Raw genomic sequence first — 23,535 nt, 5'->3', positions numbered from 1 at the left:
AGGGGATTAGTTTGTGGTTTAGATGTCTTGTTATATGTAGTATTAGTTTTTTATCGGTTTTGTCATATGGTTTGACAGATAAGCAAATTAATAATCTAAAGCAGCAACTAAAGCAAATTCAACAAAAACAAAACTCCAATAACTCTCAGATTAGATCTAACCTAAAAAATATCAGTTTAGATAGTTACTTTAAATATAAAAGTATTTCTCAAAATCCAGAAGCATTTACACAAGAGCAGATCTCAAATTATATTAACACTCATCAAAGTGAGTATTGGGCATCTGCTTTGTGTGATGATTTAGCTATACATTATGCCAAAAATAAAAATTGGCAGATGTTTAAAAAGTTTTATGATGGCAATTTAGAAACTGATGGTAAGTGTTGGATAGCTCAAGATAGTAAAAATGAAAAATTTAGACAAAATGCTATTTTAGATTTTACTAGATTCCACCAAGATGAGACTCCGTCGGCTTTAGAATGTACAGATATTCAAACATATTGGAAGGGATATGCAAATAAAGGTAAAGATTGTGTTATAGATAAAGCTTATGTCTTGGCGTTTAATGATAGCTTTGATAGTGCGCTAACCTTACTTAATAAGCATGTCAAACAGCAATCATATACTAAGTATATAAATGCATGGAAAGAAGTTACAAATAACCCACAAGATTTGGATGAGTTTATTGCTAAATATCATGATTATCCTAAGTTTGCTGAAGTATTGGTAGAAGTATCAAATGATTTAACAAAAAGTAATCCTCAGAAGTATGCAAGAATATGGCAAGGATTAAAAAATACAAAATACTTAGATACTAAGCTGTATAGCCAGGCTACCTTGCCTATAGCTGTTAGCTTAGCTAAAAATCATGATAAAAGTTCAGAGCAATGGTTTTCAAAGGTTGATATTCATTACTATAGTGATAATGCTTGGCAATGGTTATTAAGAGCAGATCTATATAATTTAGATTTTAAAAATTATATTAAAACATATAAAAAGCTGCCAAAGCACTTACAAAAAGAGAATGTATGGAGATATTGGTTAGCTTATAGTTATGCTAGAGTTGGTGATAAATCAAGAGCTAATACCATTTTCCAAAAGCTTGCTGATAAGAAAGGTTTTGATTACTATGTGCTACTAGCTACAGATGCATTAGGACAACCATATAATCTTGGCTCTAAAAAAACAACGACAATATCTAAGTCGAAACATTCTGAGCTATTAAAAGATCATAATATTTATCAAGCAATAGCTTTATATAATTCTAAGCAATACCAAGACTCTACTAGGCTATGGCGCTGGATTATAAGACAGAAGTTCAATAGTGAAGATAAATTTCAAGTTTATGATTTAGCAGAGTTAGCGGCATATAATAAAATGCACTATCAAGCTATTTTTGCAATGGGAATGTTAGGCCTAAATAATCACTTAGAACTTCTATACCCTAGTCCTTTTATAGATCTTGTGAGTGAGCAGTCAGAAAAATATAATTTAGAAGAGTCACTAATATTTGCTATTATGCGTAGAGAGTCTTTGTTCTATCGTAAAGCTAAGTCATCAGTAGGAGCAAAGGGGTTGATGCAGATTACAAACTCGACTGGTGATTTTATTTCTAAAAGATATAAGCTAACTCAGTTTGATAAGCAACAAATATATAATTCTGCTATTAATATAAGAGTAGGAACCGCTAATTTAAATTTTCTGGCAGGCCTATTTAAGCATAATTTAGTTCTAATGATTGCAGCTTATAATGCAGGTCCAGGAAATGTCGCAAAATGGTTAACAAATAAAGAAATTCCGGCAACAATCTGGATAGAGAATATACCATTTGCTGAGACTAGAAACTATGTTAGGCATGTTTTGGTTAATATAGTAGTTTATAATGACCTAGAATTGAAAAATAATCATAAAAGATTAAGTGATTTTTTGCAGTCAAAACTTTCTAATAAGTCTAGTTTCAAGAAGTAGTTTAGTAATATTCTACTTTATAATTATCTTTTTTTCTTCTATCTAAGCCATATATAATCAGTGATCTTATTATCTCTATGATACAAACTATCAGTAGTATGGGATCGAGTAAATAGTTCCAGATATTATTTTGTAATATATGAGTGAGAAACATCGCAGATGATATAATAATTATTATATTAAATAATATAAATTTTTTAGATATAGATAATAATACTAATCCATATAGAAAGATAAAAGGACTAACTATATATGGATTAAAGCCAAGGTCATAAAGCTTATATGAAGATATAAAAAATAAGCTAGAAAAAATAATTAAGATTACTGAAAATGCTAGGCTAGTGTATGGAAAAGCAATAGTTTTATTACTAATAAATATAGAGGTAATAAGAACTATCAGAAATAGTGATGTTGAAAAGCTAAAATAGTTTGTAAATCCGACAGCGAAGTAATAAATTGTTTCATTATGAGTTATGCTTACAAAATTTAGAGATAGTAGAATAACAACTATTATTAAGAGAATTTTCTTTTGTAAAAAGCTAAATAGTCTAAGAAAAAAGTATATCATAAAAAGATTTGCTACTAGAAGGTTATAGTAATTAAGCATTAGTTTTCTCTCCTTTAATCTCTACAACTCTTATAGTTTCTTTTAACTTATCTGAAAATGATAAAATTATACTATTTTTGTAGTTTGTGAATGAAGGATAGGTAAGTTCATTCGCGGCTGTATCTGGGAAATTATATATTACGATGTTGCCATAGAACTCAAAAGCAGGGCAGAAAAAATCTTTATTCAATTTATTTTTAAAAGTATAGATATTTTGCCATAATTGAGAGTTATCCGGCCTATAGGCTAAACTAAGACTTGATTTGTCATCGTCAGAGTTATTATAAGCCAGAAGTATACCGTTTTTAGTTTTTATTGCTGCAATTCCAGAATTTGGGTTACTTAGGTCTGTTGGTTTTGCAGTAGTCCAATTTTGGCCACTATTATATGTTTGGTTTGTATAGATTTTCTTCATGGGACTATACATTTGTCTATAGAAGGCTAAGGCACGTGTCTTTGATAGAGGTACTACAGTTGGTTGTAAGTTTACGCCATTATTCGTCATTTCAGATATATTTACAAGCTCCCCTTTATTATTGAAAACAAACCATCTTCCATTAAGATCGTTAAACTCTTTGTATGCGGGAATTGCAAAATAGCCATTATCTAGTTTAATTGCCGAGCCTCTAGTAAGTGTACTAAAGTTTGCAATAGGGGATGATATTATTGTTTTAGGTTTACTCCATGTTTTACCTAGATCTGTGGAATATATAATATTTAAAGAAGATGTCGACCAGCCTCCAGTAGATGAGGTAAATATTAACCATATTCTCTTCCCATGAGCGTATATGATAGGGTTTCCTAAGTGATGAATGTGTTTTTTAAGTAGATGCTCAAATTTCTGTGGACTCATAATAGATCGTGTTTTAGAAAATTTCCAATGACCATCTGTTTTTGTAGCTGTTGCGAGCATTATATTTGTGTTAGGTGCAGTTTCCTTATCACCACTATACCAAGTCACAAATAGAGTATTTCCTGATGTTGTTACTGATGATGCGTGGTTATATTCAAAATAGCTTAGATTCGCAATAGTTTTTACATTTATGTTTTTTGATATTTTATAATTTGTTGGGGCAGAGATATAAAAGTAATAATTATTTTGATTTTTGAAATTATAAAAGGTAATAGATAAGATTAAATATAAAGTAGCGAATGGAATAATTAGTAGTAGTTTATTCTTCATATTTATCGATTAATTAAATACCTATTTTATTACTTTAGTTATTGAGAATGTCCAAAACCAAAATATAAGAGCATATACTCCCCACCACTCAACTATATTATGATTAACAGTAGTTTGGTTCATAAATATTGACCATATTGTAAATGCAGCTGTAACTAAAATAGCTATTCGACGTAATATTAATGGAACTCTATTGAGCTTATCCGAGTATTTGTATTCAATTATACTATACCAAACCTGACAGACACTCATTAGAACAAAGAAAACAGCTACACCTTTCAAATGAACTTGCATAGATGTGTTTTGCCCATCAATTACTGATGTACCAATAATTAAGCCTAAACATCCAACAGATGCTAAAAAAAGCATTATTTTACCTTGTTTGATAACCGAGTTACTATGATTACTTATTGTCACAAGTAGATTCTGGATAAAGAAAAATATCACAGCCATTAATGTAGCTGTAGGTATTAAAATAGCTTTTAGCATATATTTTTCATAAGATGTAAAGCCTGCATGAGTTATATCAGAACACCCCGATATAAAAGGGTTGCATAGTGTATTGTGGTTATCTAGTACTGATACGATATATGTAGCAAAAAATAAAATAGCTACGGAGATGGTAGTAAAAGCTATAAGTTTCCTTGGATCAAATTCTGCTTTCATTGTTTGTATTCATAATATTTCTATATTTAATATATCAATAATAACATTAGTTTACATAATTAGTACAATTTTAAATTTTTAATCATTAGTTTTTTTGACTTAATAATGTTAGTATTTTTAGCAAAATAAATTTCTAATAATTAAGTTATTGTGATTAATAAAAAGGTTATAACAGGTTGTTTATTATTTGTATCTGTAGGCGTTGGATATAGTCTTACAACAGAACAAGTTCAAGTTTCAAAACAAGCATTAAAAGACTTAGAAACTAAGGATTATAAGTCTTACTACTATCTTAAATCTAAGCTTGAAAATACGAGTATATATCCATACTTTCAATATAAAGAGATTAGTAGTGATCCAGGTATTTTTAAACAAGATACAATTGATGAGTATTTTAAGCAAAATGATAATAAATATTGGAAAGATAGGCTTTCTGATGATTTGGCAGAGTATTACGCACAAAAACAAGATTGGCAGCTTTTTAAAAAGTATTATAAAGGAGATCTTGGTATATCAGGTAAATGCTGGAGTATGCAGGCAGAATATGCTTCTGGAGATAAAACTCAAGCATTAAAAGAGTTTGGGGATTTATGGCAAAATCGCGTATATATGCCTTCTGCTTGTTCAGATATGCAAAAGTACTGGGATAAGTCAGACTATAAACCAAAAGCATACGTAACGAATAAGGCATATACTCTTGCATTTGCTAATAAGTTTGATGATAGTTTATGGTTGCTAAATACTTATGTGAAAAATAATAAAGACTATGTTAATTATATTACAGCATGGAAAGAGGCTACAAAAAATCCTGCTAAGTTAGATCAGTTTATAAATAGATTCCATAACTATAAGCATTTTGATGAAGTATTTTTTGATATATCAAAAGATCTTATTAGTAAAAACCCAACCCAATATGCAAAAATCTGGGATAATTTAAAAAACAAAAGGTATTTAAGTAAAAAAACTAAGCAAGAATGTATTTCGGTCATTGCTGTTAGTTTTGCAAGGTCACAGTCACCAGAAGCAAAACAGTGGTTAGCAAAAGTTGATAAGAGATATTTAGATACGATAGCGTGGGAATGGTTATTAAGGGTAGAGTTATACAATAATAATTTTGCAGGTTTTATAAAAACATATTATCAGTTACCGAAAAAATCTCAGCAGGATGAGGCTTGGAGATATTGGTTAGCCTATAGCTATGATAAAGAGGGGCAGACTACAAAAGCTAAAGAAATATATCAAGATCTAATCAAAGAGCCATTAAATTATTACTCATTCTTAGCTTCTGATAAATTAGGTAAGCCATATAACTTTGGTAATAATACTGCTGATAAACTAAGTAATGGTGAAACTAAGAAGTTACTATCTCAAGATGCTACTGAGCAAGCTATTGATTTATATCAGATGGGTCAATATAAAGACTCTACAAGTATATGGCGTTGGAGTATAAGAAATAAATTAAAAGTAAATCAGATCTCTGAGATTAAAGAGCTTGCACGTTTAGCAGAAGATAATCATATGTATTATGCAGCTATATTTAATATGGCAGTGATTGGCAAATATAATAATATTGATATGCTTTTCCCTAAGGCGTTTATAGATATTGTGGGTGAAAATACTAAGAAATTTGGTATTGATAGAGATTTAGTGCTTTCTATAATGCGTAAAGAATCTTTGTTTGATATACAGGCAGGATCTTGGGCTGGTGCGAAAGGTTTGATGCAAGTTACTGAGCCTACAGCTAAGTTTATTGCTAAAAAATATAAGCTTTCGTTAGTTGGAAGTAAGTCTGAAGATATGAATACTAAAATATTTGTTCCACAGAATAACATTAAGTTAGGTACAGCAAATTTATATTTCTTAGAGAAGTTATTTGATAAGAATACAGTCCTTGGAATAGCTGCATATAATGCAGGACCTGGTAATGTAGCTAAATGGCTAAATGAAAAAGAAGTTCCAGCACCAATTTGGATAGAGAATGTCCCATTTGGAGAGACCAGGCATTATATAAGAAAAGTACTAATGTATATGATAGTTTATAACAACTTTGTCTTTAAAGATAAGAAGAATCATATTAGTACATACTTAGATTATAAAATATCTGAAAAACAGAGTTTTAGAAAATAGTCTTAAAAAGAATACTGTAAACCTGAAGTTACAAAATTTTGTGAGTCTCCTGAAAAAGAAATTGTATATGTGTATGTGACCTTAAGACTTAGGTTATCAACATATTTGATAGGAAACATTAGACCTACTGGAAATACAGCAAAACCTCCCCAAGTGTTATTTGTTGCTAAATAATCTTTTGGAGCATTTTGTTGATTTTCTATTCCATTAATACTTGTATGACCAAGACCGAGCCCAGCAGCAGCGTAGGCTGTTATATAATTGTTTATCTTGTAATAATATTTAGCAGCACCAGCAAAGTAATTATTATTCTGAGTTGTATTATACTCACTAACTAAGAAGTTCTGGTAAACGAATTCTAGGGCAAAAGACTCTGTAAATCTATAGCCTAAGCTAGCTACTATAGTTGCTCCACCTTTAGCCATATTTGTTTGCTGTCCCCAACCACCATTAACACTAATATATGCCATAGGTTTAAATGTCTTTTTTGTAACATCATCAAGATCATTAATGTTGTAGTAGTTTTTAGGTAGCTTATAAAGACCTTTTGCATCTTTTTCAACATGTTTTGTATCACTATCTAATTTTTTGGCATGAGTGTCTATATGTGAGTCTATAGTTGCTACAGATTCATCAGCATTTGCAATTAGAGGTAATACTAAAAAAGATAATATTACTAGTGAAAGTTTTTTTGTACTCATTGTTTTAAAAGCTTGTAATCTTAGATAGAAAATTTGCATGCCAATTATTTAAAATACATTATGATAGCATAAGTTAGAAATTAATTAATAATGAATGATGAATTAGAGGGTATTCTTTATTTATTTTTATGAGTATCTTTGTCTAATTGAACTCTCTGTGAAGGAGCCAGTTTAATTCCCATTTTTTCAGCTATATCTAGCACATCTATTATGAATTGTTCACGTTGTTTTAGCTCCTCTCCCCAGTCTTGAGAGACAAAAAATACATATATTAATATTTCGATAGAAGCCGGTTTTAGATCATTTACTCTTATATAGTATCCATCTTTTCGCATATATGGAGTGTTTTGTACTAATTCATCTAAGGTATTTACATATGACTTAAGCTTATTTGTTGGGGTGGATTCATCAACTTCAAGCATAGTTGTGTATCTGCGATATTTTCTTTCTCCCATATTATTAATTTGTGATGTAACAAATGCAAAGTTTGGTATTATCAGAGCAGAATCTTCAAAAGTTCTGATAATAGTGCTTCTTAAACCTATCTTTTCTACTATTCCTTGCTGATCTTTAATTATTACCCAATCCCCAATTTTGATAGGTCTCTCTGCAGCTAGAATAATTGATCCAAAAAGGTTTTCAATTGTATCTTTGCCGGCTAACGCTATGGCAAGTCCACCAATACCAAGAGCAGCTAAAAAGTGGAACATATCAATACCAAGCTTCTCTATTATATATCCAGTGATAATAAGTATTATGATAAGGTTGATGATTTTGTTAGCAATAATTATAGCAAAGGAAAACCTTGCGGATTTGTCTGGGTCTTGAGATTTTTTATATGATGAAATAATAAATGAACATAGAACATTTACGATCTCAGAACATAAAAACATTATTATGATGCCATATGAAATTCTAAATATTAAATCAAAATAGTAACAAGCATTTTCAAAAACTATCATAGAGTTAAAGAAGAAGAAATATGCAAGATATATCGATATTATTAACGATGTTGCAATAGTGAGTTTTTTAATAGTTTTATAATCTTTATTTTCAAAAATATTTCCTAGAATTCTAAAAATAGGATTTAAGATTTTAAAAAATAATTTGTAGATTAAATATAAAATAGTTGCCGAGATTATAGATATGATTATTATATATACAGTTTGACCATATTTATTGAGAAGGCTTGGGATATTCTCCCAAAGTGAATGTTTTATATTGTTACCAATAGGTGTTCGTATATTATTGCTTAGGTCGTTTAAGAAAATTTCAACACCATTAATTTGAGAGTCTTTTGTAAAGACCCAATTATCAAAAACCTTATTTTTCTTAGTATTTTGTATATTTTCTAAATATATACTTTTTCCAGATAATGGAGAGGTGTATATCATTACTAGGTTGCTACCAGGTAAGACTTCACCAGGTATATTTCTAATTGTAACCTTTGCGCTTTCAAACACCTTATCCATACTAAAAGCGATAAAGGATGCATAATTCTTGCGTATATTTTGAGGAATCCATTCAAGGTTCATAATATCAAGAGCATCTTGGGTGTCGAATTTATATGTTTGATTGACCCCAAAAACAAACCTCATATATGATAGTATAGGCATAGAGATATTTCTTATGTTATCTTCTGTAGAGTTTTTCTCTTTTTTGTAAACAACAAATTTCTTAAGAGTTTCAGGGTTTGTGAAGTTTTCTTGAGTGAAGTACCAGTCGCCATTGACTTTTTTTGCTAAGTAAAAAGTTTGCTTATCGCTACCTTTTCCAAGAGTTAGGCTTAACTTATTTGCGTTTGTATTATTTGGAACATCTTTAAGCCTAAAGTCAGTTTTAAGTAGAGCTACTAGCATTTTATCAATATTGATATCTTGTTCACTAATTGTGTAATCATTTATTTTTACGGTTTGAGGTGAAATACAGTTGATTACATCATAGTAGTATTTATGAGATCCCATCCATAAGCTCAAAGATTTATAGTAGAAGTTAGCAAATAAGTCTCTAGGAGTCTTATTATGAAACCCTGAAACTTGATTTTTATTTAGGAATCCTAATGATTGATATTCAAAAGTTTTAAACTGCTTACTAGATAAATAGTTGGCTGTTGTAAAAGGTTTAATGTAAGCAAATAAACATATTATGAAAAGGACTAAAAATATTATCCTCGATACTCTTAAACTAAGAGTATATCTTTTGTTTGTCGACATGGTTTATATCTTAACTGTTATGTTTAGTGAGTTTAAAATAATTAATTGAGCTATTCAATTCTTTTTAAATTATCAAAATTGAATATGGAAATTAAATATAAAAAGGTTTAGCTCTGTTGTAATAAATATTATTACTATAAAGTTATGTAACTTCTTGGACTATTTTATAGTAAAATTTGTAGTTAGATTATTCCTAACGATAATCATTTATAAGTTCTGCAAACTTAATATTAAAATAGTGGTTTATATGTGTTCTTTTTAAATAAGAAAATAGAAATATGTTTAGAAATACTAAAAGAGAAAATTTACTAGCATATTTTCTGACGTACGTTGGTTATATGACGTTGACTATATCAATGCCATTAATATCGACATTATCAGCTAGCTTAAAAATATCCGATGATGAAGCTCAACTTGCGATGAGCCTATCATTTTTTATGTTTAGTCTTTCGGCAATATTATTTGCAACTCTTTCAGATATATTTACAGCTAAAAAAGTACTATTTTTATCACAAAGTTTATCGATATCTGGTTTAGTAATTTTAGGTATAGCAAATAATATTGATGTTACATACATAGGTTTTATTTGTTTGGGGCTTGGCACAGGTTGTTATTCATCTATTGCTAGAGCATTAATATCGCGTAATGCTGATGATGCTACTCAGATGAAAAAGGCCTATGCTATATTATCTATAATGATAATAGTTGCTCCAATTGTGAGTACTTATTTGGTTTTATGTGTGATACCTGTTTCATGGAGACTTGCTTATTTCATTATGGCCATAATAGAAATAGCATTGTTTATTTTCTCTATAAATATATTAAGAATAGATGCTCAAAATCAGGTTTTAATTCCAGCATCAGAGATTCTATCAGGCTTTGTTCATGCTTTATCAAAACCTAGATATTTGTTGAATGTCATGATTGCTGCAATACTTTTCTCTTTTTATCTTGGGGTTTTGATGAGCTCTTATAGAGGGTTGTTAGTAGATGAGTTAAGTGTATCTATTAATGTTTTCACAGTCATATTTTTATTAGCGTCTGTTTTCTATATTTTAGGGATAATTAGTTTCCGGATGAAAGCTAGCTCTGCACATAAGAAGCGCTATAGACTTGGGGTTTTAGCGTTTGCATTTGTTTTCATTATTTTATATAGCTTTTTAAAAGTATCATTATATAGTACTGTAATATCACTACAGTTGATATGTTACTTTTTAGGTTTCTTTGTACCTTTGGCAACAGGTGCAGCGATGAGTGATATTACCAAAAATCATGGTACAGCAGCAGCTATGGTAACATTCTCTGTCGGGTTTTGTATGTTTATATGGGGATTTGTAAAAGCTCATGTGAATATGTCAAATTATCATCTAATTCTTTTAGCATTATGGGTGTGTTTCAGTTTGGCTCTTTTATTAAAGGTTATTGTAGTGTTTATTGTTGATAGAAAAAGATAGTAGTTCTTTAAAATATTTACAATCATAAAATAATCAATATTGTAAAGTGATATGATTTTCTAAGTTATTTATAGTAATATTTGTAGCTAAGTTCATAAAATAAAATAGAATCAATAATGATTTCTCATCTTAGAGTCCATACGGGATTTTCTGTTGTTGATAGTACAGTACGTTTAGGAGATCTTTTCTCTCGTGCAAAAGATAAAAATATTGCTGCAATAGCGCTTACAGATGTTTGTAATTTATTTGCTGCAGTGAAGTTTTATAAACAAGCTTTAGGAAGTGGTGTTAAACCTATATTTGGTGTTGAGCTAAAAATTGATACTGAACTAGGTATTTCTGATCTCATCCTTTTAGCTGAAAATAATCAAGGCTATCAAAATATAGTTGATTTAGTATCAAAAGCTTACCAAGAAGCAGATAGAGTAGGCTCAATACCACTTATACCAAAAAATTGGCTTAAAGAGTCTAACTTAGAGAATGTAATATGTCTAAATGGTGGTCAACATGGTGAGCTTGGCAAGGCAATCTTAGCAAAAAATAATGTTAAAGCTGAAGAGATTATTGCTGAAAATATAGCCATATTTGGTCAAGATAATTATATTATTGAAATTCATAAGATAGAGTATGAAAACGAAGGTTTGTATAATGAAAAAGCTCTTGAGTTAGCAACTAAGCATAATCTAATTGCAGTTGCGACAAACCTTACAGTATTTATGGAGTCAGATGATTATGATATTCATGAGATTAGAGCTTGTATCAATGAGAAAACTACAATTCTTGATGAGTCACGTAAATCAAGATTCACGCGACAACAGTATCTAAAATCAGCTGATGAGATGTATGATACGTTTAGCTCTTTATCAGTTTTAGTTGATAATACATTAGCGATTGCAAAACGTTGTAATGTGACATTTGAACTAGGTAAGCCTTGTCTACCAACTGTAGATATTCCAGATGGTTTAACTGAGAAAGAATATTTCTCAAAGCTATGCTATCAAGGCTTAGAAAATCGTTTAGAAAAAGTGTTAGCAAATAAGCCGCAAGATAAGCATGATCATATTACAAAAGTTTATAAAGATAGATTACAAAGAGAGATTGATATTATCTGTGATATGGGATTCCCAGGCTACTTCTTGATAGTAGAGGATTTCATCAGATGGTCAAAAGAAAATGATATCCCAGTAGGTCCAGGGCGTGGATCTGGTGCTGGTTCATTAGTGGCATATTCATTACTTATTACAGATATTGATCCTTTACCGTATGGCCTACTTTTTGAGAGATTCCTTAATCCAGAAAGGGTATCAATGCCAGATTTTGATATTGATTTTTGTATCCAGGGTCGAGACAGGGTTATCAAGTATGTAGAGCAGAAATATGGTAAACAAAGTGTTGGTCAGATTATAACTTACGGTACTATGGCAGCTAAAGGTGTAGTGCGAGATGTAGTGCGTGTAATGGGTCAAAGTTTCGGTTTCGGTGATAGGATTGCCAAGCTTATCCCTGAAACTCCTGGAACTACATTTAAAAAAATTCTCCATGAAGGCGAACCTCTATATGATGAGATGCAAGCTGATGAAGATGTCGCTGAAATTGTTGAGAAGGCTCAAAAACTAGAAGGTCTACCACGAAGTTTAGGTAAGCATGCTGCCGGTATCGTGATATCACCAACTGTAATATCGGATTTTGCTCCGATATATTGTGAGGATAAGGGCGGTGACATTGTAACTCAGTTTGATAAAGGTGATGTTGAAGATGTTGGTCTTGTTAAGTTTGACTTCTTGGGACTAAAAAACTTAACGATTATCAAAAATGCTATTACAAGTATTAACGCTAAGCGACCTAATGATCAAGCTCTTTTAAATATTTCAGATATTCCTTTAGATGATGAAAAGACGTTTAAGCTCTTACAAGCTGGTAATACTACAGGTATATTCCAATTAGAATCACAAGGGATGCGTCAGATTGTCAAGGATCTTGGTACCTCTAACTTTGAGGAGATTATTGCCCTAGTAGCACTATATCGTCCTGGTCCTATGGAGAATATACCAACATTTATTGATCGTAAGCACGGTCGCAAAAGAACTACATATTTACACCCATTATTAGAAGAAGTCTTAAGAGAGACTTATGGTATTCCAGTTTACCAAGAGCAGGTAATGCAGATGGCGCAAAAGCTTGCTGGCTATACTCTTGGGGCAGCAGATTTATTACGTCGAGCAATGGGTAAGAAAAAGCCAGAAGAAATGGAGCAACAGCGTAAAATCTTTAAAGAGGGAGCTGCAAAATATCATAATATAGAGGCTGGACTTGCTGATGAGATATTTGACCAAATGGAAGCCTTTGCAGGTTATGGATTTAACAAATCCCATGCTGCGGCATATGCTTTAATTGCTTATCAAACTGCTTGGTTAAAGGCACATTACCCTGATGAGTATATGGCTGCTCTAATGTCAGGGGATATGGGTAACACTGATCAGTTAGTTAAGTTTATCCTAGATTGTAAAAATATGGGTATCATAGTTTTATCACCAAATGTGAATAAGAGTGTTTATGACTGTATAGCTGTTTCAAAAGGTACAATTTTACTTGGTTTGGGAGCTATTAAAGGACTTGGTGGCGAGGCTATTAAAAGTATCCTTACAGAGCGAGATACTGAAGGAGAGTTTAGTTCTATATTTGATCTGACGCGTAGAGTAGATTTACGGAAGGTTAATAAAAAAGCTCTTGAAGCACTTTGCTTTGCAGGAGCTATTAAGGATATATCTAGAAATAGAGCTACAGCATTTAACTCTATAGAAAAAGCTATTAAAAATGCTGGCTATGTAAATGAAATGGCAGCAGCTGGGCAAAATGATCTATTTGGTTTTACAGAGCAAGAGAGCGATACTGATGCTGAGTTAGAAAGAGAATGTATTTCAGAAGAATGGAGCCTTAAAGAGTTATTAATCAATGAGAAGAAAGCCTTAGGAATGTATTTCTCTGGGCATATTATTGATGAAGAAAGTCATTGGCGTAATCATGTTAGCTTTAGTGATCTGCAAAAGATCCAGCAGCCAAATATGGATGGTAATTCTGTGAGAATTATTGCTAGTATGATAACTCCAGCTATCCGCAGAAAAACCAAGACTGGTAGAATTCTTTATATTATTAATATTGATGATGAGTTTGATAGAGCAGATTGCTTAGTTGGTGAAGATGTATTTGCTCTAGTAAAAGATAATATTAAAGTTGATGATATTGTTGTGGTTGAGGGTAAAGTTAGTCGTGATGTTCAACGAGAGTGTAATAAATTAAGTGTTGATAAGGTTCAACCGATATCACAATATATTGATGAGAACTTTAGTAAAGTTGAGCTAAATCTTAGAAGTAAAAATGTAAATCCTACAAATCTTAAAAAGGTTTTAGATAATCTAAAAACAAATATAGCATCTTCAGATAGCCATAAAGAGAATATTCTAGAAATAACTGTTTCTCTAGATGATGTGGATGGAAAGTTTGATTATTTACAAAAGCCTTTTTCTATTTATAAGTTTGTTAATGATATTAGTAGATTAATAGCTGAGGGAAGTACGGTTAGTTTGAGTGGGGTTTGATACATATAAAACAAAAAGGTGAAAAGTCTATGATTGGTATACTTGCAGGTATGGGACCAATGTCAACAGCACCATTTATAGATGCTCTAATGGTTGCATGGCGGAAAAGGTTTAATGCAATTCACGATATAGATTATCTCCATGTTGTTATATATTCATTACCAACCCCTTTTTACTTAGATCGTGAAATAGACCATAAAGAATTAGAAAGTTCAATAACACAAGGTTTAGTCAAGTTAGAAAGCTGGGGAGCTAAACTAATTGCAATGCCATGTAATACTGCTCATAGGTATTTCGAGCAACTTCAAGCAGCAATTGATGTACCATTGCTAAATATGATAGATGCAACCTTAGCTAAACTATCTGATAACCTAGGAAATGTAACTTTATTTGCAACTCAAAGTACTTTCGAATCAAATGTTTATCAAAATGGATTTGAAAAAGTTGGAGTTCCTTTTATTTTTGAAACTGCTTGGCAAGATGATGTGAATAAGTTAATCTCTGCGGTGAAAGTGGGAGATGATCGTTTAGTTAATGTTAAAGCAAACGACCTTATCAAGAAAGTTAAAGAAAAGGGTGTTAAATCTATAATTATAGGTTGTACAGATATAACTACGATAGTTAATAGTATTTCTAGTAGAAATGGTATGATAGTGATAGATTCAGCCACTTGCTTAATTGATTCTATAATATCAAAATATTAGAAGTTGATTATAACTCAAGAAGTTAGATGTGAATTTTTAGATATTAGGAGTATTTTTTTAAAAAAATCTAAACTTATAACCTTTAGTTTTCAGCTCTTTCTCTTTAGAGACTTTATAATAATTCCTAACTCCTAAAATCGGTACAAATACCTCAACATAGAATGTTAATATTCCAGCCAATGACATTGCAATTAGAAACATGTTTTGTGATAGACACATTAAAACAAGTGGCGGTAAATAAGTACAAATTAGAACTTTAAGATAAGCATTTTGCCCTAAAGCATCTTTTAGCGCATCAATTACACCTAATGAGATACAGCAAAAAGAGCCTATCATAGATATTAATTGAAAAGCACTTAACATATTACTAATAGTATATGATTGAGTGAAAAAGCTGATGCTATTATTAAAAGCTATAAGTTGATTTTTACTGTTATAAATACTTAACATTCCATGATTACCTTCTGTAGGTATTGTAAAGAATATTGCTAAGATCCATGCTAGATAAATAAAAGCTATTAATGTTGTACTAAAAATAAGTAAAAATACAAATGATTTAAATGAAATACACTGATTATAAAATTTTACTAAGCTTGGAATAATAAAGTGATAACCAAAGGCATTAAATAATACAAATAAAAATGAAAATGCTCCTATAGATTCAATAGGGTAACTATCAACGTTTATAGAGACTTTCTGTGTCGTATAGAAGATCAAAAATATAGCAATTATAATAAGAGATAATTTGGTTATTACAAATATGACATTGCTTTTAATTACAATTCTAGAGTTATATGTTGTAATCCCTCCTAATATAAATATTAGAATCACTCCAGATAGTAAATAACTTAAATTGCTATTTTGAGAGAAGTATAAACTTATAGATGAACTAATACCGGATATGTAAGTAGTTAGTGTTAAATATAAGATTAATAAATAGCTACCAAAAACGCTAACCTTAGCGCCTTTGAAATTTAAGAACTTTGTAGATAAAGAATAGTAAGTGTTATGTTTAACAGTCATATTATATGAGATTTTTAATATACATAATCCTGTAAATGTCATTATTAACCATACTAAACATATTGCTAATAAGCTTCCTACAAATCCTAAGTTAACAGCAGTTATAGGTAATCCAATAATACCACCACCTATAGTTGAACCAATAATTAAAAAGATACCTATAAACTGTTTCATATTTCATTATTTTGAATAATTATTCTATTATGGTAATTTAAAAATCATAAATTTAAAATATTTTTATGGTTAAATTTTAATGTTAAATATAATTTTGAATCGATTTATTATGATTTGGAGTTTTTTTGAGAGTTGAATAAAAATTCAAAATAGTAGGGTGCGTGTATATTGAGGTTGCCTAATAAGGCTTTTTTAAAACTAGTTATTGAGTAAACATATGATTTAGCTGGGGCTATTTAGTTTGGTTCAAAAAATCAAGCACAGTTTTATTAAATTTTTTTGGATTTTCAACAAATAGGAAGTGACTACCTCCCTCATCGATTTCAAATATTTTAACTTGTGATCCTGGAACTTGTTGATGCATCCATTGTTGTGACTGCCAAGGTAGTGAGCTAGCTTTACCACCAATAAAGAGTGTTGGTATATTTATTCTAGCTATAACATCGCGGAAGTCTTCACAGATTGTATTAAAATAGGAGAGATTAAGTGCAAAACCAGGAGTGTCAAAACATTCTACTAAAAAAGATTTTTGAGAGTCAGTTGCAGTAGTTGTCGTCATACTATTAATAATAGTATATTTTAGCTCATCGATATCATCTGCTAAAAAAGCATTTAATTGTTGGTATAAGTCTCCTGCATGATAGATTGCACCATACTCTAATTGTTGTTGCTGTGACCATCTTGGATTAATTAATAAGGCTGGTGCTTGATCTACTGTGATAAGTTTACGAATACGGGAGCTACCAAATAGATCAAAATAGTTATACATGACAGCAGCTCCTTGTGAATGTCCAAGTACATTAACATTATCTAATGATAGGTGAGTTAATAAGTCATCTATATCCTTAGCAAACCTAGAAACTCTATATCCATAGTCAACTTCTTTAGATTTTCCACTACCTCGCTTATCTAATATGATAACTTGATAATATTTACAAAACTCCTCGATCTGAAACTTAAATACTTTAGAAGAAAAACCTCCACCTGGAATCATTAGTAGTGGCTCACCTTGCCCAATTTGTAAATAATGCAACTTAGCACCGTCACATGCAGTAAAATAATGAGATTTAGTATTGTTCATAACATCCAACCATACTTCGTTAAATAATAAGCTCCACTTTATATAGAATAGTGATTTAAATTACAAATCGCTATCTTTAAAGAATTATAATCTTGTTTTATAAAAAATTATTAGTAGTTTTAATCATTATTTAATTATACATAGTAAAAGTAAGTGATAGTATTGTATGTAGGTATTTGATATTGAAGCTATCTAATTTTAAAGTTATTTAGAATGTTTTATTATTAAATTTAGAAGCTTTAGGTGAATTTATTATGGATTTTGATGTCGTAATTATAGGGTTTGGATTAATTGGTAGTAGTATTGCTTATCACCTAAATAAATCATCTTTACAAAAGGTAGCTGTAATAGAGCAAGCATCAGATTATGTTCCAACTAAGTCAAGTATTGGAGGATCAAGAATAGGTGGACGCTCAATAGGATCTGAATGTTGCGAGTATTATAATATGTTACCGTTTTCAAATAGTGAGTATAGAGAGTTAGCTAAGTACAACCCTAAGATTCATAAGCCGAATAACTGCATTGTTGTTGGTCAGGATAGTCAATTATTAAGAGAGATTATATCTTCTTCTATAGAAAATAATGTTGAGGTTGATATTATTCAGGGTAAACAGCAACAAATCATTGATACATATTTTAGACAGCTCCTGCCGTTAGAAAAAGCTATTATTGAGAAAAATAATTCTCAAAATATGTTAGGCGTATTAAATCCTAGTGAAATAGTGAAAACTTATTATACTTTGCTTAAAAATGATTTAGAGTTTTTTTGGAATCATAGATTTGTAAAACATATCAAGAATAAAGAATTTATAGAGATTGAAATAAAAAGCCGAGATGCAATAAAGACTATTAGAACAAAGAAACTAGTTTATGCGACTAATGCTAATTCAGATATTTTACAACAATATAATTTAACTCTATCTAGACAGAGAATACCAGTTTTCTATTATGAGGTGAAAAATTCAAATCTAAATAATACATATATAGAAGCATTAAATAATCATTTTGAAATGTATGCAATGCCAGAGTGTATTGGCAATAAATGCTATATCAAAGCAGGATTACATAATTGTCATTTATATGATGATGTTTGCTTAACAGATCAGGAGTTTTCGGATAAAATTAGCAAAATTTTAACTGAAAAGATTAAAAAGAATTTTCCAGATTTAAATAGTGATTTTAATCCTGAATTATCAATGTGTGAATATGGATTAACCAAAGATGGCTTGCCTTTAGTTGGCAGGGTTGATGAAAATATATGGGTCGCAGTTGGATTTAATGGTCATGGATGTAAGCATGCTCCTGCTTTTGGGAGGATGGTTTCAGATTATGTATTAAATGTTGAAAACAAAAAGTGTTATAAAGTTTTTGATCCATTAAGATTCGTAAATGCTTAGGTGCTTATTGACCTATAAAACTTATTCAAATAAAGATAATATGTATAACTAGTTACTTAGTATAATTTAGGTTACAGAGATGATTTCAATAAGAAAAAATATAAAAGTATTATTTTTGTTTGTTCCGATATTGAGCTTTGCTAGTCAACCTTCTAACACTACAAATAAAACATTAGTAGTAAAGAAAATGATTTCTGCTCCTATTACAAAATTTCATAAAGCACGTATTGGTACAGATATTTTTGTAGGAAAAAATAATACATCAGAGAAAAAAGCATTTGTTGAAATAGATACTGGATCATCACGACTAGTTATTGAAAAGCAATATTTGACTAATTATCAAGCAACCGATAAAAAAATAACTATAAATTATGGTTATGGCAATCTAAAGTCAAAAATTATAGGAGAGCTTGTCTATTCAGATGTTACATTTAATACACAGCCAAAAGTTACAGCTAAACATGTACCTATTATTATGGTTCCAAATGGTACTTTTAAAGGTTATGCAGGAATTTTAGGTTTAAAACTAGCTACACAAAACTCTCCTTGGAACTATTTACCAAGTCCATATAATCAGCTAATGATAATAGATGGACCAAAACAAACTATATCTTTTGGAGCATCATCTAAAGAAACTCTAAATAAATATACAACTTATAAGATAAAAAACACTGTGAGATGTCATAATACTGTTATTCCAAGGTATCCAATCAATCAAACTAAGTGTTGGGATCCAAATGTTCCTATTAGATACACTCTTGTAAATAAAGATGGTGAAATTATTTTTGATAAAACTATTAATACATTATTAGATTCAGGAGGATATTATACTCATATACTATTACATAAGATACCTGAAGAGTTAAAGCAGTACGTAAAAAATGGGCGACTAGTTAATAGTAAGATTAAATCAGCATTGTTTACATCAAATGATTTTAATATCCCAATAACAACTTATGTTAGAGCATCTAAGCATAGAGAGGATAAAGTAAATTCTGGACATGCGTTATTCTATGATAAAAGTGTTTTATTTGATTCTGCTAATGGTATTATTGGAGTCAAATGATAACTTAATATAAAGTTATCTAAACATATCCAAATGAGGTATAAAATGAACTCACAATTTATACAATATAATGATCCTGATAACGAAGTTTTATATCAAAAGTGTAAGCCTGTAACAGATATCAAAAGTGCTGAAATACAAGATATTATATCTGAAATGCATCAAAAGATGAGTGGTAATGGAATTGGGCTAGCAGCTAACCAGATTGGTTATCCATATCAGATATTTATGATTGAGTTTGATGGTTCTAACTCGAGATATCCTGTCGATTTTGCAAAAGTTTCATATCAAGTATTTATTAACCCTAAAATAACAAAAGCTTCTAAAAAAAGAGTAAGTTTTTGGCATGGTTGTTTAAGTGCTCTAGGTGAAAAGAGAGGTAAACTTGCAACATATAAAGAAATTGAGTATGAGGCATATAATCAAAACGGTGAGAAAATCACTGGTAAGTTAGATTCAATTGCTGCAGTAATATTTCAACACGAATTTAATCATTTACTTGGTTCTGTATATGTTGATTTTGATACTGAATATATGGATGCTGAAGAGTTGCAAGCTAAGTTTATAAGCGGTGAGCTTAAACCATACGAAGAGTGTGGTGAAGAAGTTCCTTTATTATTAGAAAAATATCAAATAGGTGATACTGTTTAGATGATGTTAGTTTTTATTAAAGAAATTTTAGTTGTTGACATATAAATTAAGAAGAGTATTATAGTACGAACTGACGATGATAGCAGTCTGGAACCACCTGATCCCATTCCGAACTCAGAAGTGAAACGGGCTTACGCCGATGATAGTCTGGCATTGCCCAGGTGAAAGTAGGTAGTCGTCAGACCTTTTTCAAAATATATTCAATAATAATTCATTTATATAATATGGTTTCCTGAGAAGCTTTGTTTATAGTGTATGGTTGCCTTCAAACCTCTCAAAGAATCCTAAAAATTCACCTTTATCATTTCTAACTGCAGTCATGTATAGACGCATATTTAATCCTTTATGCACATATAGGAACTGTTCAGCGGCATGATTCTTTAATGCTTCGGCATGCTTTTTTATAACCTCTTCTGATCTAGCCTCATTATGTCCCTCGAATAATACCTTACCGATCATATTAGGGTATCCGCGTTCCTGATTGTACCAAAATTTTGCTTTTTTATTCATGTATCTAATAATATAGTCCTTATCGACAAAGACGATAGGGTGTGGGTGAGCGTCAAGTAGTAGTGAATGTATTTCTGCTTCAGTCATATCTATTCTCCGGTTGTATGTTTAATTGTATTGTTGAATACTTATATTTAGTCAGGTTTATAAAAGTAATGTTGACTTTTATGCTATAAGTATTTATTTTTAAATAGAATTTTTTTTGGAATATATATTCTATTTTATACAAAATATTATAAAATGAATGTTTAGAAAGAAATCTTTTTTATAGCAATATTTATCTTAACTATTAGTGATCTTTAGTGAAAAGCGATTTGAAATTTAAATAGGTTCAAAGATAGTTTGGATATTTATTTCTTTAAATAAAAGTTCATTAGTTTTTGTTTATTTGACTATTTCCAGTTTTATAGCTCATTATGTGCGTAATGTTATATTATGCATTTTTGCACAGCAGTGTTCATTTTATAGTATTCCAGAGAAACGTCACGCCTCATATAATACTCTCTATCAGCTAACAAGTTGAAATATGAAAAATAAAAAAGGAGAAATAAAATGAAAACGATTAAGAACTTAAAGAAGCTAACTTCACAAACATTAGCAGCATGTAGTGTTCCACCATGTGGCGGTTAAGCAGAGCTAATAAAAGAATAAAGATTTAGAGAGAAATTAAAAAAGGAGAAATAAAATGAAAACGATTAAGAACTTAAAGAAGCTAACTTCACAAACATTAGCAGCATGTAGTGTTCCACCATGTGGAGGCTAAACAGAGCTAATAAAAGAATAAAGATTTAGAGAGAAATTAAAAAAGGAGAAATAAAATGAAAACGATTAAGAACTTAAAGAAGCTAACTTCACAAACATTAGCAGCATGTAGTGTTCCACCATGTGGCGGTTAAGCAGAGCTAATAAAAGAATAAAGATTTAGAGAGAAATTAAAAAAGGAGAAATAAAATGAAAACGATTAAGAACTTAAAGAAACTAACATCACAAACATTAGCAGCATGTAGCGTTCCACCATGTGGAGGCTAAACAGAGCTGATAAAGAATAGAATTCAGATAAAAATTAAAAAAAGGAAAAATAAAATGAAAACTATAAAGAACTTAAAGAAATTAACTACGCAGATAGCATCTTGTAACGTTGTTTCGTGTGGAGTTTAATAGTTTTTTAAAATAAAAGGGAGAAAAAAATGAGAACAATTAAAAATCTAAAAAAAATAACATCAAAGACATCACTATCTTGCAAAACCTGCGGAATAATGTGTGCGGCTTAATAACTATAGAAGTAAAAGGTTAGTAAAAAATAAGGTGACAGTAGTATGCAAAAAATAAAACTTCCATCAAAGACTGATATTTTAAACTGGAATAATGAGTCAGTAACTCTGAGAGTTATGAAAGAGCTAAAAATGAATAGAGCACAGGCAAAACAGTGGTTTACAGATTTTATGTGTTGGTTGTATTCTGCACAAAGATGGCGCTTAGAGAAACAAAAATCATTTATGATGGATTCAATGAATTACTTAGATGAAGTTTGGCATGCATACATTTTACATACACGAGATTACTTGACGATGTCAAAGGAGTTATTTGGTATTGAGTGTGTTCACCATAATCCAGAGAATCCATTTAAAGGCGAACCTATGGATCCAGAAGTTTTTGAACAGCAGTTATTATTTTTAATAGATGATTGGGGTGAAGAATATATTGATCGAGTCTGGGCATATGGTAATGATGTTGCCGAGGCAATTTAGATAAAAACTAATCCTAGGAGAGTAAAATGAGTCTAAACTATACTATACTTTATCATGATACTAAGAGAACTAGTTATACAGACAAATTAGTTAAAAGTATTTTAGCTTATACACAGAGCCCATTTACTATAGAGAAGTTTTATCAAAGAATATTTGAGTTAAAATGTGATCATATTGTTTTTACAGATGAAAAAGATACTCCTGCAGGTTATGTTTTAGTTAGAAATATAGATAGTAGAAACTCTCAATGTGAATTACATCTTCATGCATTTCAACCAAAATATAGAATGCCAATGATGATGTTTATTTATAAATATAAGTTTACTCAGACAGTATTTTATAAACTATATAAGAATATTAATACTTTTCATTTATTCCCTTCAAAAAAGTTAGTTAGCAATGTGAAGAGCAATTTTTTAATACGTTTATTTAAATCATGTAAAGATATGGAACTAACAAAACATCAATTACCAGAGTCAATAGTAAGCAAAAGACCAGATATTGGAGCATATTTTATTTTATCTAGAGGTATTAGAGATGCGTAGTTGGGTTATAGCTTTATTTATTGCATCAATGTGTTTTTTAACAGGAACCTTTATAGTCTTAGAAGCACTTTTTATATATCGTTTACTAAAGTTTTATCGAGCAGCTTTTATAATCTATTTTT

At 30.3% G+C, this 23,535-nt stretch carries 17 protein-coding genes and 1 rRNA gene; 11 read left to right on the top strand and 7 right to left on the bottom strand.

What is annotated here, in order from left to right; genetic code table 11:
• Positions 1–11 precede the first annotated feature (11 nt).
• Positions 12–1,967, top strand: a complete 1,956-nt coding sequence (locus FIP56_RS08390; RefSeq protein ID WP_192578474.1) for a lytic transglycosylase domain-containing protein — start codon at positions 12–14, stop codon at positions 1,965–1,967.
• A 599-nt stretch (positions 1,968–2,566) separates the two neighbouring features.
• Here the strand turns inward: FIP56_RS08390 and FIP56_RS08385 are convergent.
• Entirely contained in the window at positions 2,567–3,757 is a 1,191-nt protein-coding gene (locus tag FIP56_RS08385; protein ID WP_192578473.1) for an exo-alpha-sialidase, read from the bottom strand.
• 21 nt (positions 3,758–3,778) lie between these two features.
• Positions 3,779–4,423 (bottom strand): hypothetical protein, encoded by a 645-nt coding sequence (locus FIP56_RS08380; protein WP_192578472.1) that lies wholly within the window; start codon positions 4,421–4,423, stop codon positions 3,779–3,781.
• A gap of 150 nt (positions 4,424–4,573) precedes the next feature.
• Between FIP56_RS08380 and FIP56_RS08375 the strand changes: the two genes are divergently transcribed.
• The gene (locus FIP56_RS08375; protein ID WP_209451836.1) at positions 4,574–6,550 is read left to right on the top strand and encodes a lytic transglycosylase domain-containing protein; all 1,977 of its coding nucleotides are present in this window, start codon (positions 4,574–4,576) and stop codon (positions 6,548–6,550) included.
• 2 nt (positions 6,551–6,552) lie between these two features.
• Here the strand turns inward: FIP56_RS08375 and FIP56_RS08370 are convergent, their stop codons facing one another.
• Together FIP56_RS08370 and FIP56_RS08365 are read right to left on the bottom strand one after the other, a co-directional pair.
• The gene (locus FIP56_RS08370) at positions 6,553–7,251 is read right to left on the bottom strand and encodes an outer membrane beta-barrel protein (RefSeq protein WP_245323069.1); all 699 of its coding nucleotides are present in this window, start codon (positions 7,249–7,251) and stop codon (positions 6,553–6,555) included.
• A gap of 116 nt (positions 7,252–7,367) precedes the next feature.
• The gene (locus tag FIP56_RS08365; protein ID WP_192578471.1) at positions 7,368–9,464 is read right to left on the bottom strand and encodes a mechanosensitive ion channel family protein; all 2,097 of its coding nucleotides are present in this window, start codon (positions 9,462–9,464) and stop codon (positions 7,368–7,370) included.
• Positions 9,465–9,742: 278 nt separating this feature from the next.
• Here FIP56_RS08365 and FIP56_RS08360 point away from each other — a divergent pair, with 278 nt between their 5' ends.
• The 3 genes from FIP56_RS08360 (at position 9,743) to FIP56_RS08350 (ending at position 15,218) form a co-directional block, all read left to right on the top strand.
• A complete protein-coding gene (locus FIP56_RS08360; RefSeq protein ID WP_192578470.1) occupies positions 9,743–10,918 on the top strand; it encodes an MFS transporter in 1,176 nt (391 codons plus the stop codon).
• A gap of 116 nt (positions 10,919–11,034) precedes the next feature.
• Positions 11,035–14,514 carry a DNA polymerase III subunit alpha gene (dnaE, locus tag FIP56_RS08355; RefSeq protein ID WP_192578469.1) on the top strand — a complete coding sequence of 1,160 codons (3,480 nt, stop codon included), beginning with the start codon at positions 11,035–11,037 and terminating at the stop codon, positions 14,512–14,514.
• A 29-nt stretch (positions 14,515–14,543) separates the two neighbouring features.
• Positions 14,544–15,218, top strand: coding sequence for an amino acid racemase (locus FIP56_RS08350; protein WP_192578468.1), 675 nt, complete (start codon positions 14,544–14,546; stop codon positions 15,216–15,218).
• Positions 15,219–15,275: 57 nt separating this feature from the next.
• Here the strand turns inward: FIP56_RS08350 and FIP56_RS08345 are convergent, their stop codons facing one another.
• Both FIP56_RS08345 and FIP56_RS08340 read right to left on the bottom strand, forming a co-directional pair.
• Entirely contained in the window at positions 15,276–16,415 is a 1,140-nt protein-coding gene (locus FIP56_RS08345; protein WP_192578467.1) for an aromatic amino acid transport family protein, read from the bottom strand.
• Between the two features lie 232 nt (positions 16,416–16,647).
• A complete protein-coding gene (locus FIP56_RS08340) occupies positions 16,648–17,496 on the bottom strand; it encodes an alpha/beta hydrolase (protein WP_192578466.1) in 849 nt (282 codons plus the stop codon).
• A gap of 254 nt (positions 17,497–17,750) precedes the next feature.
• Here FIP56_RS08340 and FIP56_RS08335 point away from each other — a divergent pair, with 254 nt between their 5' ends.
• The 4 genes from FIP56_RS08335 (at position 17,751) to rrf (ending at position 20,794) form a co-directional block, all read left to right on the top strand.
• Positions 17,751–18,893 (top strand): FAD-dependent oxidoreductase, encoded by a 1,143-nt coding sequence (locus tag FIP56_RS08335; RefSeq protein WP_192578465.1) that lies wholly within the window; start codon positions 17,751–17,753, stop codon positions 18,891–18,893.
• Between the two features lie 79 nt (positions 18,894–18,972).
• A complete protein-coding gene (locus FIP56_RS08330; RefSeq protein WP_192578464.1) occupies positions 18,973–19,959 on the top strand; it encodes a hypothetical protein in 987 nt (328 codons plus the stop codon).
• Between the two features lie 45 nt (positions 19,960–20,004).
• The gene (locus tag FIP56_RS08325) at positions 20,005–20,610 is read left to right on the top strand and encodes a peptide deformylase (protein ID WP_192578463.1); all 606 of its coding nucleotides are present in this window, start codon (positions 20,005–20,007) and stop codon (positions 20,608–20,610) included.
• A gap of 69 nt (positions 20,611–20,679) precedes the next feature.
• A 5S ribosomal RNA gene (gene rrf / locus FIP56_RS08320) occupies positions 20,680–20,794 on the top strand.
• A 62-nt stretch (positions 20,795–20,856) separates the two neighbouring features.
• Here rrf and FIP56_RS08315 read toward each other — a convergent pair.
• Positions 20,857–21,207, bottom strand: coding sequence for a PAS domain-containing protein (locus tag FIP56_RS08315; RefSeq protein WP_192578462.1), 351 nt, complete (start codon positions 21,205–21,207; stop codon positions 20,857–20,859).
• Positions 21,208–22,436: 1,229 nt separating this feature from the next.
• Here FIP56_RS08315 and FIP56_RS08310 point away from each other — a divergent pair.
• The gene (locus tag FIP56_RS08310) at positions 22,437–22,868 is read left to right on the top strand and encodes a hypothetical protein (protein ID WP_192578461.1); all 432 of its coding nucleotides are present in this window, start codon (positions 22,437–22,439) and stop codon (positions 22,866–22,868) included.
• Positions 22,869–22,894: 26 nt separating this feature from the next.
• Positions 22,895–23,413 carry a hypothetical protein gene (locus FIP56_RS08305; protein ID WP_192578460.1) on the top strand — a complete coding sequence of 173 codons (519 nt, stop codon included), beginning with the start codon at positions 22,895–22,897 and terminating at the stop codon, positions 23,411–23,413.
• Positions 23,414–23,535: the final 122 nt, after the last annotated feature.

Origin of the sequence: Francisella sp. LA112445, from assembly GCF_012224145.1 — a bacterium.
GTDB lineage: Bacteria > Pseudomonadota > Gammaproteobacteria > Francisellales > Francisellaceae > Francisella.
The sequence above is the reverse complement of the archived record's forward strand: the minus strand, read 5'-3'. Positions and strand labels throughout refer to the sequence as shown.